Origin of the sequence: Nostoc flagelliforme FACHB-838, assembly GCF_014698065.1 — a bacterium.
Lineage (GTDB): Bacteria > Cyanobacteriota > Cyanobacteriia > Cyanobacteriales > Nostocaceae > Nostoc > Nostoc flagelliforme_B.
Window position 1 is genome coordinate 1 of sequence record NZ_JACJSI010000025.1, and the last position, 16,075, is coordinate 16,075.

At 41.9% G+C, this 16,075-nt stretch carries 10 protein-coding genes; 4 read left to right on the plus strand and 6 right to left on the minus strand.

What is annotated here, in order from left to right:
• Window positions 1-363: 363 nt before the first annotated feature.
• Entirely contained in the window at window positions 364-2,817 is a 2,454-nt protein-coding gene (locus H6G97_RS14690; protein ID WP_190941453.1) for an ATP-dependent Clp protease ATP-binding subunit, read from the minus strand.
• Between the two features lie 308 nt (window positions 2,818-3,125).
• Here H6G97_RS14690 and H6G97_RS14695 point away from each other — a divergent pair, with 308 nt between their 5' ends.
• Window positions 3,126-3,422: a DUF3288 family protein gene (locus tag H6G97_RS14695; RefSeq protein WP_190941349.1), complete on the plus strand. Its 297-nt coding sequence runs from the start codon at window positions 3,126-3,128 to the stop codon at window positions 3,420-3,422.
• Between the two features lie 104 nt (window positions 3,423-3,526).
• Here H6G97_RS14695 and H6G97_RS14700 read toward each other — a convergent pair whose 3' ends face one another.
• Both H6G97_RS14700 and H6G97_RS14705 read right to left on the minus strand, forming a co-directional pair.
• Window positions 3,527-4,972 carry an MlaD family protein gene (locus tag H6G97_RS14700; RefSeq protein ID WP_190941351.1) on the minus strand — a complete coding sequence of 482 codons (1,446 nt, stop codon included), beginning with the start codon at window positions 4,970-4,972 and terminating at the stop codon, window positions 3,527-3,529.
• A 159-nt stretch (window positions 4,973-5,131) separates the two neighbouring features.
• Complete coding sequence (locus tag H6G97_RS14705) at window positions 5,132-5,914, minus strand: ABC transporter ATP-binding protein (RefSeq protein WP_190941353.1); 783 nt, start codon at window positions 5,912-5,914, stop codon at window positions 5,132-5,134.
• Window positions 5,915-6,605: 691 nt separating this feature from the next.
• On the opposite strand from H6G97_RS14705, the gene H6G97_RS14710 reads away from it, so the two are divergent.
• A complete protein-coding gene (locus H6G97_RS14710) occupies window positions 6,606-7,652 on the plus strand; it encodes a threonine aldolase family protein (RefSeq protein WP_190941354.1) in 1,047 nt (348 codons plus the stop codon).
• Between the two features lie 38 nt (window positions 7,653-7,690).
• Complete coding sequence (locus H6G97_RS14715) at window positions 7,691-7,909, plus strand: hypothetical protein (RefSeq protein WP_190941356.1); 219 nt, start codon at window positions 7,691-7,693, stop codon at window positions 7,907-7,909.
• A 289-nt stretch (window positions 7,910-8,198) separates the two neighbouring features.
• On the opposite strand, the gene galT is transcribed toward H6G97_RS14715, so the two are convergent.
• The 3 genes from galT to H6G97_RS14730 all read right to left on the minus strand — a co-directional run bounded on the left by galT (window position 8,199) and on the right by H6G97_RS14730 (window position 13,640).
• Complete coding sequence (galT, locus tag H6G97_RS14720; protein WP_190941358.1) at window positions 8,199-9,299, minus strand: galactose-1-phosphate uridylyltransferase; 1,101 nt, start codon at window positions 9,297-9,299, stop codon at window positions 8,199-8,201.
• Window positions 9,278-11,137, minus strand: a complete 1,860-nt coding sequence (locus tag H6G97_RS14725; RefSeq protein WP_190941360.1) for a glycoside hydrolase family 2 protein — start codon at window positions 11,135-11,137, stop codon at window positions 9,278-9,280. The genes galT and H6G97_RS14725 overlap by 22 nt, the downstream gene beginning before the upstream one ends.
• Window positions 11,138-11,879: 742 nt before the next feature.
• Window positions 11,880-13,640 carry a KAP family NTPase gene (locus H6G97_RS14730; RefSeq protein WP_190941362.1) on the minus strand — a complete coding sequence of 587 codons (1,761 nt, stop codon included), beginning with the start codon at window positions 13,638-13,640 and terminating at the stop codon, window positions 11,880-11,882.
• Between the two features lie 959 nt (window positions 13,641-14,599).
• Between H6G97_RS14730 and H6G97_RS14735 the strand changes: the two genes are divergently transcribed.
• The gene (locus H6G97_RS14735; RefSeq protein ID WP_190941364.1) at window positions 14,600-16,063 is read left to right on the plus strand and encodes an MFS transporter; all 1,464 of its coding nucleotides are present in this window, start codon (window positions 14,600-14,602) and stop codon (window positions 16,061-16,063) included.
• The last annotated feature ends 12 nt before the right edge of the window (window positions 16,064-16,075 follow it).

Sequence of the window (16,075 nt, forward strand, 5' to 3'; positions counted from 1 at the left end):
GGTCATGGTTGAAGAGTCGAATTCGTCAACAACTTATTCAATTTGACTGTATCAGGGATGCTATGGAATATGTACTTCGCCTAGCGTCCTAACCGCCTTGTCTGTTGCTATAACTTTGTTAACCGAACCGTATTGCCAGCTATCCCGCCCGAAAATAAACGGCTTAGTTTTTCCTATTGCCTACCCTGTGTTTCATCCAAAAGAAAATTGCATAAAAAAAGCCCCTGGTATTACTACCAAGGGTGAAAGAAATAATACTATTTCACTTAATGTTTGTCTGAGATGTCCCTGCAATCGCCTCTACTTAGACAAGAGGCTGGAGTGTTTCTCAAATACTACAGCAAAAAGTGAGCAGGTATAAAATTAGCCAACATTCGCCAACAGTAGTTCTCGTTTTTCTGATTTTTTAACTCTCACTTGAGAGTCATCATCAACATCAACGAAGGCTGTGTCTCCATCTGTAATTTCACCAGACAGCATTGCTTCAGCCAAAGAATCTTCTAGGAGACGCATAATTGCCCGACGTAATGGTCTAGCACCATAACTAGGGTTGTAGCCTTCTCGTACCACAAGCTCTTTGAAGCGATCGCTAACTTCTAAAATAATTCCCTTTTCTGTCAACCGCTTAGAAACTTCACGAAGCATAATCTCAGCGATTTGCTTCACTTCATCCCTAGAAAGCTGGGTGAAGACGATAATTTCATCAAGACGGTTGAGGAATTCAGGACGGAAGTAGGCTTTCAATTCTTCATTTACCAAGGTGCGGATGCGGTTATAACTAGCGTCGGCTTGAGTGTCGAAGTCAAAGCCTAAGCCACTACCGCCTTTTTCAATCACCTTGGAACCGATGTTAGAAGTCAAAATGATCAGCGTGTTCTTGAAGTCCACTTTCCGACCTTTGGCATCAGTCAGATGACCGTCATCCAAGAGTTGCAACAACATATTGAATACATCAGGGTGTGCTTTTTCGATTTCGTCGAATAGCAGCACTGAGTATGGTTTCCGCCGCACGGCTTCTGTAAGCTGTCCACCTTCGTCGTATCCTACATAGCCAGGAGGCGAACCAATTAGTTTGGCGACGGTGTGGCTTTCCATGTATTCGGACATATCTAAGCGAATCATTGAGTCTTCCGCACCGAAGAAGTAGGAAGCTAATGCCTTCGCCAATTCTGTTTTACCGACTCCAGTTGGGCCAGAGAAGATAAAGCTAGCAATGGGACGATTGGGATTTTTTAGTCCAACGCGGGCGCGACGGATACCGCGAGATACAGCCGATACTGCTTGCTCTTGACCGATGAGCCGCTGATGCAGAGTGTCTTCTAGGTGTAAGAGCAACTCTGACTCAGATTCAGTGAGTTTGTTCACTGGTACACCAGTCCAAGAAGCAACGATTTGGGCGATATCTTCTTCGTCAACGACGCTAGAGTTGACAGGTTGATCGTTTAGTGCAAACGTTGCTTGCAGTTGTTCTGCGAGTTTTAATTCTTGGTCGCGCAGTTGTGTAGCTTTGTCAAAATCTTGAACTCTGACTGCTGCTTCTTTTTCTTTGGTAACACCAGCAAGTTCACGCTTGAGTTCCTTATTCGGAGAACTTTGAGAGTTCCGTAAACGAACGCGGGAACCAGCTTCATCAATCAAGTCTATTGCCTTATCTGGCAAGAAGCGATCGCTAATATAGCGGTCTGATAATTCTGCTGCTGCTACAAGTGCCGCATCCAAAATTGTCACTTTGTGATGCTGTTCATAAGCGCCGCGCAAGCCGTAAAGAATTTGTACGGTTTCTTCTACCGAGGGTTCCCCGACCTTAATTGGTTGGAAACGACGCTCTAGGGCGGCATCGCGCTCGATATGCTTGCGATATTCATCAAGGGTAGTTGCGCCGATGCACTGGAGTTCACCCCGTGCTAAGGCAGGTTTGAGGATGTTGGCTGCATCCAAACCACCTTCTGTACCACCAGCGCCAACCAAGGTGTGAATTTCGTCAATCACCAAGATGATATTGCCGACAGTGCGAACTTCTTCTACAACTTTTTTGATGCGTTCTTCAAAATCGCCACGGAAGCGAGTTCCAGCTACCAAAGACCCCATGTCGAGGCTGATAACTTGCTTGTCCTGTAAGGTTTCGGGAACATCTTGGTTGACAATACGTTGAGCTAGACCTTCTGCGATCGCAGTTTTACCAACTCCGGGTTCGCCAATCAACACTGGGTTATTTTTAGTGCGGCGACCGAGAATTTGAATCGCCCGCTCAATTTCCTTCTCACGACCGACTACTGGGTCGAGTCTGCCTTCTTGGGCTAATTTGGTCAAATTTCTGCCAAACTCTTCCATCGTTAGCGGTTGGGTGCGCTTTTGATTACCACTACCAGCAAAAGCTGGTGCATTTTCACCCAAACGCCGAACAATGGCGCTGCGGACACTCTTGAAGTCAACTCCTAGATTTTGCAGTACTTTGGCGGCAACACCTTCGCCAGCCTCAGTTAATCCTAAGAGTAAGTGTTCAGTGTTAATGTAATTTTGTCCCAAACTATGAGCTTCTTTAAACGATTGCTCGAAGAGGCTTTTTACTTTAGGAGTAAAAGGAATTTCTGGTGGTACAAAGCCAGAACCCCTACCAATAATCTTTTCTACCTCGCGACGTGCATCTTTGAGGGTAACGCCTAATTCGGCCAGCACTTTAGCAGCAACCCCAGTTCCTTCTCCCATCAAACCCAGGAGAATTTGTTCTGTTCCTACAAAGTTGTGTCCCAGGCGACGGGCTTCCTCCTGAGCTAACATAATTACTCTAATGGCTTCGGAAGTGAAGTGTTCAAACATAATGGGTTCTTGCTCCCTCGCTGCTTGGACTTTGGGTGAGATAAAATTCACCCTCATCTAAAGTTTTTTGTATTTTCTTAAGGACTAATGTAACTTTATTTAAAGTTAAGTGGCAGTGGTGAGAGCCGTAAGACATCAGGTGTACTTGCCGTCTACTAGGAGTGCTGAGTGGAATACGGAGAAAGCCAGAAGTTCTAAAGTTGACAGTTAAGCTTTCGGTATTTGACAATTTTGTTTTGTCTGCCCTGTTTTCCACTGTCAGCTAAACTTAAAATTCAGGACTTAGCACTCTAAACTCAGGACTGACAATGACTGAAGCAACGGCCGGTAAAGATCAACAACATCCACTTTATAACCGCGATCGCCCCCTTATTGATATTTTACTCGCTCAAGAGGCGACAGACTATAACTTAGCAGAATTGGCTAGACTGCGAATGCGTTATCAAGGGTTTCCAGGGGCCAGAGATATCCAAAAAGACCTAGATAAAGTCTTGCAGCAGTGGGGTTTGACCGAAACCGAGCTTTTTGAAAAAACTCGTCAGATTCACAATATCGGGGGTATTTACAAAAGTCGCGGCAAGAAAGATGAACAAGATTGGAATTAGGGAATTGGCAATTGGGCATTGGGCATGGGGCAATAAATCAATAGTTCCTCTTCCCCTGCTCCCTGCTCCCTGCTCCCTGCTCCCTGCTCCCTGCCCCCTGCCCCCTACTTCCCTTGCTCCCGTTGCTTGCCATATTCCCGCAGCTGCTTCAAGAGGTTTTCTTGAGATGAGCTAGAGATAGACGGACTGGGGGTTGGTTCAAGTATGGTGTCGGTACTACCAAAATTAAAAGGCGAGGGATTAATTGGGTAGATAGGTAAGGACTTGTCATTAGACATCGCCTCATTAGACATCGCCTGTTGAGTTGGTGCTGGGGTAGGAATTAAATTATTTGGTTTGCTCACAGCAGCTTTTACTGAATCTAAAGTAGTAGCAACCTGCACTTGCTGCTGCATCTCTTGCGTAGAAGATACTAAACCACTTAGACCATTCACCAATTGCCGCAGATTTTTGCGGAAAGCAGGATCACCTGTCAATTCATCCAAATCAGATGTAATTTTTTGGGTATTTTCAAAGGTTACTCGTGCTGAATCTAAAGTTTGTTGCAGCACCACCACATTTTTTGGATCATTTAAGCTTTTAGAAGCATCGCGTAAATTAGCTGAGGCTTGCGCTGCATTTTCCGAAAGAGTTTCTAAATTGTTGAGTAATTCTCCTTGAGTCAATCGATTGACAGATGGTGATAAGCTACTGACTGTAACACGCAGTTGGTTGCTGGTTTCGGTAATATTATTCAAAGCGCCAACCAGTGCAGAACGATTAGTTGTTAACAGATTATCCAGGTTATTCAGCAAGCGACTTGCTTGAGTTGCAGTTCCACCAAATTTATTTACGGCTTGAGTCGCGGATGCATTAAATTGGGTTGTCGCCCGTTGCACTGAATTAGCGGTGGCAGAAAAGGTATTAAGTTGTTGCCGTAAGTTTTTGGTCAAACCTCGGAGATCCTGACTTAGTTCTGTAAAACTAGATGCTGCGCTTGTAGTTGCTTCTAGAACCCCATTGACATTTCTATAAAATTTTGGATCATTGTATACACCAGCTAGCTCAGTTGAACTGCGAATCAGTTCATCAACACTAATCCCAACCTGACCTTTTAACCGAGTGCCATTACAGACTATCAGACTAGGGTTGCAATTTTTGTCTAGAGGTTTAGCAGTCACAACCCCAGTAGGCAACGTTGCTTTTGGTGTGATGTCGATAATACTTTCACTAATTAATCCGCTTTGATTAGCTTCCACCACTACATTACGGGGGATAATTAGATCAGTTTGGCCTATTTCAATCTCTACATCAATGGCATTTGGCCCTGGTCGAACCTGAGAAATAGCTCCTACCTTAACGCCACGATAACGAACTGCTGATCCTTTTTGCATTCCGCCAGCGTTAGCAAATTCCACAATAACTTTATATGAACGGCCAGCAGCAGTGAATCTGTTTAACCACAGAAAGAGTAATCCAAATACCCCTATTCCTAGCAGGAGTAATAACCCCACAGAGCCTTCTCTAAATGTTCGCCCAGACGCGAAGCGGCTTGTCATAAGACCTCGCATTTTTTTTGCCTCCACCAACAACCAATTAGGAGTTAGGAGTTAAAAGTTATAAATTATGAGTTAGGAGTTATAAGTTATGAGTTGAATTTAACTTCTCATTCCTCATTGTTAACTCTTCACTTCTCATTCTTAACTTCTCACTCCTCACTTTTTAAGTTTCTAGCCGACGACTTGAATCGGGCCTTGCACACTTCCACTGATAAATTGTCTGATCAAGGGATGTTCTGTGTTGTATATCTCACTAACTGTACCTTGCCACTGCACTCTACCTTCATAGAGAAATATAAGTCTATCAGCTGTACGGCGGATAGTGCTGTCTTGGTGGGTAACAACAGCATAAGTACTACAAACTCCATGTAAACATTGCAAATGGCGGATTAAATCTTCGATTACTGTTGAGGCAATAGGATCAAGTCCGGCTGTTGGTTCGTCGTATAGTAGAACTTCTGGGCCTTCTGAGGGACTATCGGGGTTAGACATAATTGCACGGGCAAAACTTACCCGTTTTCGCATTCCCCCGGAAAGTTCGGCTGGGTAGAGGTCGCTTATTGCTGGCAAACCTACCATCTCCAGTTTCTCTTTTACCAAATTTTGAATGCGCGATCGCGGCAGCTTGGAATTTTGATAAAGCAGAAATCCCACATTTTCCTCCACCGTCAGGGAATCAAATAGCGCCGCCTGCTGAAACACCATGCCAATGCCAACCTGCTGGCCACCATCCTCAATCAAACCGTCTCGCCGCACTCCTTGCAGATAAATTTCTCCTGCGTCGGGAGTAAGTAACCCCGCCATTATCCGCAAAATCGTTGATTTCCCAGTCCCTGATGGGCCAATAATTCCCAGTGCTTCTCCCCGGTAAATGGTCAAGTCTACATTATCTAGAACTTTATGGCTACCAAAGGACTTAGAAACACCTTTCAGTTCAATCAATGGTTCAGTCATTAGTTATTAGTCATTGGTCATTGGTGAGCCAGTGCCTTGGGTGAGTTCCCCAATTTGTATGTACTCCTTCCCTCCGGGACAATTCCCCAAATGGAGAAGTAACTGGCGTTAGCGATGTACCCTTACAAAGAAGCAAGTTATTATATATAGCGGACGCACCAGAAAGAGCGTCATTAGTCAGCAGAAAATAAACAAATGACTACTGACAATTAACTAAGGACAAATGTGTCCAATAGTCATGTAATGCTTATTGGTAGGGAATTGTATGGTACATTATAAGTATATGATTACCATTATGATTAGCAAACTTTATTTTTGTAGCATAATATTTGGTTATTTGCGATATTTAATTAATGTCCCAAAAATACCATCAATGCAAGGCTTTGGAAGACACTGTAGTAATTGAATGTCTCAGCGATCGCAAACTAAGGCTCTATTTTTGTGTAGATATCAACAAAGTAATTTAGTAGTACAAACACACTAATTTTTGTCGTAAATACTCAGAGAAAAGCTATAATAGTAAAAAATAATTAACAGTTTTGTATAAAAATATAGCGTCTTTACTTAGTTTTTTAAATTAAAAGGTTCAGATTATAGACTTATCTAAAAAATCGATAATCTGGAAATTGGCAAAATCTAAAATTCTTCACTAGTATTGTAACAATTACTGTTACAAATTAAAATAGAAATTATGAGTAGCCAATTAGAACAGTTTGCAAGTGATAATTACTCTGGCATTTGTCCGGAAGCTTTGGAATATATGATTAGGGCAAATCAAGGTAGTGTTCCAGCATACGGAAATGATGAATGGACTCAAAAAGCTACAGATTATTTTCGGGAACTCTTTGAAATTGATTGTGAAGTATTTTTTACCTTTAATGGTACAGCCGCAAATTCTTTATCTTTAGCTGCTCTTTGTCAGTCATATCACAGCGTCATTTGTCATGAAACATCTCATATAGAAACAGATGAGTGTGGCGCACCTGAGTTTGCATCTAATGGCTCTAAACTGCTACTTGCTCAAGGTAAAAATGGCAAATTAACATCAGAGGCTATAGAGGCAATTGTCACGAAGCGTACTGACATTCATTATCCCAAGCCTAAAGTTATTAGCATTACACAATCTACTGAATTAGGAACTTTATATTCTATTGAGGATCTTTTAAGTATTAAAGAAGTTGCGAACAAGTACAACTTAAAGGTTCACATGGATGGCGCTCGTTTTGCGAATGCAGTTGCTGCTATGAATAAAAGCCCTGCTGAAATTACTTGGAAAGCTGGAGTAGATGTATTGTGTTTTTGTGGTACAAAAAATGGCATGGCATTAGGTGAAGCAATTCTTTTCTTCAACAAAACCTTAGCAGAGGATTTTGATTATCGATGCAAACAAGCAGGTCAGCTAGCCTCAAAAATGCGGTTTATTTCTGCTCCCTGGTTGGGTTTATTAGAAACTGGCGCTTGGCTAAAAAATGCTAGGCATGCAAATCAATGTGCTGAATACTTAGAAAATCAATTATTAAACATAGAAGGCGTTGATTTGATGTTTCCTAGAGAAGCCAATGCCGTGTTTGTTAAATTACCTGAAGAAGTTATTTACAGTTTAAAAGCAAAAAATTGGCAATTTTATACATTCATTGGTGTGGGAGGTGTACGTTTTATGTGTTCTTGGAACACTACTCAATTAAGGATTGATGAATTGATTAGTGATATTAAAAACGCAACTATTTACAAAAACTAAATATCAAATAAGTTTATTAATCCTCAAACTTTCCAATTATGAATCCTATTAATCAGGCTATTTTAGAATCCCTGCGTTCTAGTGAGAAAACTGCTGGAGAATTAAAAGACATATTTAATTGTAGTTACAGCGTCCTTGATAAAGCATTGCAGGATCTTCTTGACGCACAGGAGATTGAAGCAGGATGGAGTAATGATGATTGTTCAGCAAAAATTTATCGGCTCAAGCGCCAGCAACAATCGGGCATAAAGACATGAGCCAAGATATGCAATATGAAAGTTGTGTATCTCGGCTCAATGTAGTCCAATACGGTTCAGTTAAGGCTAAAACTCTTTCCCAAAGTCAATTTTTTAACGAACCGCAAAGGACGCAAAGAGAAGAAAGAAATACTTAACCCAAGCGTATTGCAATATAGTCTGGTTATGCGCTTTTGGACTGAGTGGTGGGGAAGAAATTATGAGTAAGATTTGGTTGGCATCCCAATCCCCAGCCACTAGAAAAGGTTTTCTGGATCTAAGCTGTAGTTTCAAAACAAGAAATACCCGATCACGCTGAAATCGGCTCTTCAATATTTACCACCACAGCTTGTAGCTCCTTCGCTTTTTCCTCTGGTAAAGCATCATTAGCAAACATCCCTGCTGCAAGTTCGGTTCCCGCCAGATACTTCAGCCTTTCGCTTGTCCGATATGGTGGAAAAAACTCGGCATGTAAATGCGCTTCTGGATGGGCTAAACCATCAGTTGGCGCACCAAACCAAGCCATCAAGTAAGGAAACGGACGATTCCACAAGCCGTCATACTTGAGAGTGACAGTTTTTAATGCTTTGGCAAGTCCCCAACGTTGTTCTGGGGTAAGTTCCATAAAATTGCTAACTGGCTCTTTTGGTGCAATCCAAACTTCATAGGGGTAACGAGCGCATACCGGGACAAATGCGATCGCATACTCATCTTCATAAATAATCCGTTGATTGTCTGCAATCTCCTTCTGAATCAAGTCTTGCAGTAAACCCCGCTGATGTTTTTCATAATACTCCTGCTGCATTGACAGCATCCGCGCCGGGACAGGCGGTATAAAAGGATAAGCGTAAATTTGCCCGTGAGGATGGTGCAATGTTACACCCACCTCTACGCCTTTATTTTCAAAGGGCAGCACGTACTGAATTTGGGGATTTAGCCCTAGTTCACGGGTGCGATCGCCCCATACTTCTAACAGCAAATCTAAATGTTCTAACTCTAAGGAACTCAAGGAGGCGCGGGCATCTTGAGTAAAAACCACTACCTCACAGGCTCCATTAGCTGGTAACGTTTCCACGATGGTATCAGGTGGATTGTTCGCTGTCGGAATCAATGACGGAAAGCGGTTATCGAACACTGCCACATCATACTTACCTTGGGGTAGTTCCGTAGGAAAGTCAGGGTTGGTGGTAGGTGCAAGGGGGTTGTATTCTGGGGGCGGCATGAATGTCCGCCCTTGACGGTGACTAGCATAAGCTACCCATTCACCCCGCAAGGGGTGCCAGCGCAGATGGGGATTAGCTTGCACTGGCTCGTTACTAGGGCTAGGGGCTTCTAACTGACTAGTAATTGGGTAGCGACTGTATAACTTGAGTTTGCGTCCGTCGGGCTTTAACAGCTTGTGGGAGTACATAATCCTTGTCCTGAGAGGGTTGCAGCGCGGATCGCCTCAATGGGAAATTTGGGAGTGCGATCGCCGTACAATAAACCGTTAGCTTCTTGGAAGGTATCTGTTAATTGGGTGTAACAGAATCCGCTAAATAGCTCAATGTCATTAACTGTTTTGAGCAGAGTAGCGTATTTCATTTCTAATTCAGAAATATTCGAGCAGTTTTCATATCCCCAAGCTTGATCTGCATTAGGTTGATCAAGAGAGGCGTATGCAATCCCACCAAACTCGGTCAACATCACTGGTTGTCCCTGATGGGGATAATTGTCCAAGGTGAGGATACGTCCTCCAGGGCGGCTACGCTCAAATAAATCTGATATTTGAATCTCCGGTCTGTAGCGATGGGCTAATCGCTCAGGCTGGCGTTCATAGTCATGAATAGCGAGGATGTCGGTATCTGTACTTTCCCAACCATCGTTACCAATTACTGGCCGAGTTGGATCGAGAGTTTTAGTTAGGTGATACATTGCTAACACGTAATTACGGTGAGCTGCTGTCTCAACCAAATTTGGCACTCCCCAAGATTCATTAAACGGCACCCACGCCACAATACAAGGATGGCTAACATCTCGCTTAATGATTTCCGTCCACTCACGGGTCATGCGTTCCACGGCTTTCGGCGTGAAGCGGTAAGCGCTAGGCATCTCCTCCCATACTAACAACCCTAAGACGTCTGCCCAATATAAAAAGCGGGGATCTTCAACTTTTTGGTGTTTGCGTACTCCGTTAAAACCCATAGCTTTGACGAGTTCTACATCACGTCGCAATGCTTCGTCATTGGGTGGAGTCATTAATGTATCAGGCCAGTAACCTTGGTCGAGAACTAGGCGTAGATAGTAGGGGCGACCATTGAGCATAAAGCGATCGCGCTGAATGCTGACAGTCCGCATCGCTGTATAAGATTGCACTTCATCTAAAAGATGGTCTTTATCCCATAGCTGAATTTCAGCATCTATCAGCGTCGGCTTTTCTGGACTCCACAGTAATTCATTGCGGCAGTCGTCAATACCCGGATCGCCCAAAACAATGCGGCGGCTAATTTCCCCATTGAATACTTCATAAGTATCATTTGCTAACACCCGACCGTCAGCACTGAGTTTAATTTTAACTCGTACACCTGAAGTAGGTAAATCACCAGCCAACCCAAGTTCAAACCCAATTTCCCACCGTTCGCAGTCGGGAATCCAACGAAGATTACCGATATAAGCCTCGCCTACGCGTTCCAGCCAAACTGTCTGCCAAATACCACTTGTGCGAGGATACCAAATACTATGGGGTTTCAACTGCCAATCCTGTTTACCACGAGGTTTAGCGAGGTCGTGCGGATCGTCTTGCGCCCACACTGTTACCTTGGTTGTACCACTGTCATTTAAGGCACGGGTAATATCGAAACTGAAAGAGGTGTGTCCGCCTTCATGCTCGCCGATGTATTTATCGTTTACCCACACACGAGCGCGATAATCCACAGCGCCAAAATGTAACAGTAATCTCCCGTCTCCTGGTGGTGTTTCAAATTCACGCTCGTACCAGCAGTTCGGATGGAACCCGTGATCACCAATCCCACTTTTGGTAGATTCCGGTGCGAAAGGAACTTCTATATGATGAGACCATTGGGTTAAATCGCTGGGTTCAATACATTTGCCTTGGTCATCAAATGCGAATTTCCACAGCCCGTTTAAATTGTGCCACTCTGAGCGTTTTAATAATGGTCGAGGGTGTGCTATTGCTGCTAAGTCCACAAAATTACTATCAGTTTTAGAGGGTAATTTAACCTCTTGATTCACCATATCTAACAATTTCATCAGATTTTCTCCTTATAAATAACTCAATCAACCCCTGCTATCAGTCAAATTTAGGCCCAAATATTTTGATTGCCAGATATAGCATGAGTTTTTAGCCAATCATTCATTGATCGGTTAGAGCTAGTAGTATTGGATTTTTTTTGTAGTCAATACTGATACCTTCTGCACTTAAGTGTTGAAGTATAACAATAAATTTATATACGCCTAGCTCGTGACATTATGGCATATACATCATCGATCTTTGCCAGGTTATCTAGAAAAAAAAGCATTAAATTTAGGTAGCTACTACATATCATAAATCTGCCACACAATAAACTACTGTTTAAGTAATTTTTTGACAATTATTTATTAATCAAAAAGCATGAGCAAATTAAAGGAAAATAACTAAAATCAGGTTATATAAGAAGATAACGGAAGCATTCAGTGAATATTGCTAGATAGATGGCATTTTTGCCTGCAACCGTAGTTTTATAGTCACTGGTTGAGTGGGTAAAGCTCATAACTCAAGCCACGGCCGAATAAATACTCCCTTAAAAACTCTAGGTTTCAAAATGGACGGGGTTTAGGGACTTCCAAAAATTAAATTATTCAATTTTGGGAGCGAAGATGATCGTTAGATTCTTCCTCCCCTGCAACGCCAGCTCACCAAAGCGATGGGCCATTTTTTTAGTTGGAAGTTCCTTATGCCCCCTCACTGTCCTGAGCGTAGCCGTTGGCGCAGCCGAAGTGTGCCCCCTACCTCCTACCTTCCTTCTACCTTTTCGGCCAATTCTTCCAATTCTTTAAGGTGTTGTGCGTTCACAAGCCATTCTTGTTCATAGTTATATTTATCTGCATCATATTGACTTTGTTGCTCTTTTAGTGTATTAATCTCATGATTAATTATTGGTAATGCTTTCCCTTGGATAATTACTTTTTTTAGCAACTCAAACCGTGATGTTTCATCCATTTGACGCAAGAGTTGTGAAATACAACGGCTAATGATAACTTCATTGCCAAAATCAAGAATGCCATTAGATTCATTATCTGAAGATAATAATTGTTCGCTTACATCAAGCAAAGCTTCCACAACGGAGGGAATATAATTTACAGGAATTTCCTGTTTAGTGGAATTTTCTAGCTGTTCTAGAAATACCCTAGCTTGTGTTGTGCCGCCTGGTAGTTTTTGTTTAGTAAGTTCTATCAAATAGGTTCTAAAATTATCTGCATCTTCTACCAAACCAAGGATAATTTTTATCTGAATATTAGATAATTCGCCTGCTGATAACGATAGGCGAAAGTAAACAGGAAACATTTCTAAACTACATATACGTAGCTGGTCACGCCATTGCAACTCTTCTTTTTTCTCTAAATAGGTCTTAACTAAAATGGATTTTAACTTGGGGAAAAGATGCATGAGCAGGTTTTTAACAGGCTGCTTATCTTCATCTCGCAGTTGAGCAATCCAGGTATTCAGAATATTTTTTAGTTCGTCTCTTGAAGGGTTTACCTCTCCTACAAAAACATGAGGATTTTGATGAATTATGCTATATATCTTTGGGCAAAAGACTCGCAAAGACTCAATAGCAATGAAATCAACAGGATTTACTTCATCTTTTACTGCTGGATACGTCACTGTTAAAGTGTTAACAAAACGAACAATATCCCGGATATTAGTAATAAAGTGATCTATTGCTTGAAAGTAAATATCACCCCAGCGAGCTTGGTTAATTTTTTGTTTTGGTGCTTGAGCAAATATATTACCAAGCTTGTCAAAAAGCAGCCTGCGAAGTGAGGTTTTATCAGGAAGAGGTAACTCAAAACTCACTTGGATAATTTTTTCTAAATATGCTTCTCCAGATGTTTCTTTAGTGTCTGCAATTGTTTTCACGACAACTTCTTTATCAAAGACCAGAAGATAAACAACGTTAGTAAAATTTCGCATTGCTTTGAAAATACGAAATAACTGCTTGATATCTTCAGCAGCTAACCGATCAATATCGTCAATTGTGACGACTATTCGCCGCTGTTGCTGTACTAAGGTATCTTCTACTTCTTCTTTTAATTGGGTAGCTTCCTTGTCCTTATGATCTAATAATGTTGCTAATGCTTTGCCAGTTTGAGCATAAGGTAGAGGAATGTCTGAAATAATGGTGGCAAAATCAGCTAGTCTCTCTCTCAAACCTTTTGGCACAGCTGACTCTTTGCTTAAAACGTTTTGTAATTGGTCAAAAAAGCGCCTTGTGATATTTTCGTGTCCAGATAATAACCAGGGATTAAAAGGAATAATGATTGGTTGCTCCTCATCTGGCTTTTGCTGAAGATAGTGAACTACAAAGTTTAATAGTGTAGATTTGCCAGAGTTCCAAGAACCGTAAACTGCAATAACGAAGCCTTCAGGAAAGGTCATTTTGCAAATGCTGTCTGCTAGATATTTGGCGAAGTTGGCATGTCTTAGCAGGTCTTTTTCGGGATCAACTAAGGAGCTATCTGCCGATATATCGTTAATTTCCGTCTGTGCCATAAAAAAGTTCTTTACTTATACTGTGATCGTGGCACATTTAGGAGGATGAGCAATGATACCTTACGACATAAATTTCCAGTGAAATAGTTTTCTCAAGACTTATGCAATTGGTTCTAAATTAGTTGTTGAGTATTACTGAAATTGGAAGGTTAAACTTAAAACCTGATCATACTATTGGTTAGATAAATACAACATTATTTATGCCTATGTGTACTAGTGCAAGCTAAATTTTAGGATTTATATATAAAGGTATTAATTCTCAAGAGTGATTTTGAAAAATTTCCATGAGTTGATCTTCACAAAGTCTTAATTAACTGCTAAAAATATTTATTATACCTACTAATACCAATTCTGTATGAAGATGCGCTAAACCATAATATTTGAGTACAAGAAAGAGAAACGTAGACGCAAAGCGGCTTGCCGCAGGCTACCGCATACTCCTACGGAAAAGCAAGCTACGCGCAGCATCTCGTAAGAGTTGGACGCATAGACACGTTCGCAGAGCATCTTGTAGAGAAGTGGCTTCCTGCCGGGTAGGACACAAAGAAAGAAGTTAAAAAGGTTTGGCGCAGCCTCATAAAGAAATGGTATAAGCTTCTAGCAAAATCCTCATAGAATTAGCTTTATGTCAATTAATTGACTTATTGGAACTTATTGGATTAAAAGTCTAACCGCAGTTCTACAGCAGAATTCAGAATTCAGAATGGGCTAACAGAAATAAAACAAGCTTAATACCTACCTTTCAGACTTAGCTGGTGTACTTTACCAGCTTGAAATCCGTTGGATGTTAGTCATTTCTGCTAAAGCAGTTTATAGCCAATACTTACCATTGGTTAGTCTTTTAGCAGGTAAGCAATTGCAATGCCTTAGAACTGATTGATGAAAGATTATATAAGTTTCACTAATTATGGCTAATAGTGGCTATAACAATTTAACTCTTTAAATATTGATTAGATAATATGGTTCAGCCCCAACAAGATGAAATTTCAGTAGAAGCTAATTCTCTTCCCCCTGTCCCCATTCAAGAAATCTCAGAGGATAGGGCATTAACAGAGACGGTACTTTTCCCAACTCCAAAACTATCTTTCAAAATTTCTAAACTAGAAATTCGCCAAAGTCTCAAGGCGTTAACTTATGAGAGTGTCTTTGCTGCGGTTCTTTATAGTATTATCGGCGGTGCGTTGCTCAGTAATTTCTTGCTAGAGTTAGGCGCTGGCCCAGCTGAAATTGGTCTACTCGCTGCTATCCCTCAGATGGTGAATCTGCTCCAACCACTAGGAGCGTATTTGGTAAACCGAAGTACCAGCTTTCGTTGGTATTTTCTATGTATTTTTATCCCGTCGCGGTTGCTATGGTTGATTCTTCTACCAGCAATTGTGTTGGTTACTTCATCTCATATCACTGGACACCAAGTCATACAGTTGACATTGGCAATTCTCTTGGTAACTAATATTATCGAAGCTTTTGGTCGTGCGCCTTGGCTTGGGTGGTCGGCTGTGTTAGTACCTGGGCGGTTGCGGGGGCGATATTTCGGTTTTCGCAATAGTATTCTCGGCTTGACAAACCTTATTTGTGTTCCTCTGCTAGGTCTAGCAGTATCGGCTTGGCCTGGTGGAACCCTTCAAGGTTATGGCACAGTCTTGGTTATAGGAATTGTATTAGGGCTAATCAGTGTGGCCTGTCAGTTCTGGATGGCTGATATCAACCCGCAGCTTTTAAAAGTTGGAGATTTAGACACATCACAGCCGCACCCGCAGGGAATAGATTTTAGCTTTTTTAAAGATGCTAATTTTTTGAGGTTTGTGCTTTACCTGAGCCTTTGGTGCTTTGCTGTCAACATCAGCGCTCCTTTCTTTAACCTCTATATGCTGGATAACCTGGATATAGATATTAGTGTGGTAACGATTTATCACGGCTTGGGAACTGGTGCAAATATGCTAATGCTGCTTTTGTGGGGCAAACTGGCCGACCGGATTGGGAATCGCCCGCTACTGTTATTGGTGGGAGTCTTAGTGGCGGTAACACCTCTGCTGTGGTTGGGAGTAGGAAGCGATCAAATTTCTTTTTGGATCTGGTTGCCTTTGTTACACATACTAGCTGGCGCGACGTGGGCAGCAATTGATTTGTGTACTAACAATTTGATGATGGGAATAGCACCGCTACGTTATCAGTCTAGTTATTTTGCGATCGCAGGCGCAATTGCTGGTATCACTGGAGCAATGGGTATTACTATCGGTGGCTTTCTCGCAACTCTGCCTGGTGCTGCGGGTTTGCTGGGGCTGTTTGTTCTCTCAGGCTTGTTACGGATGGCTGCACTTGTACCTTTAGTTTTTGTTCAAGAACAACGCTCTATGCCACTAGGTCAACTAATGCGATTCCTATTCCCAATCAAGCAGTCAACTAATTTGGTTAAAGTAGAATAATAAGTTTTTAAT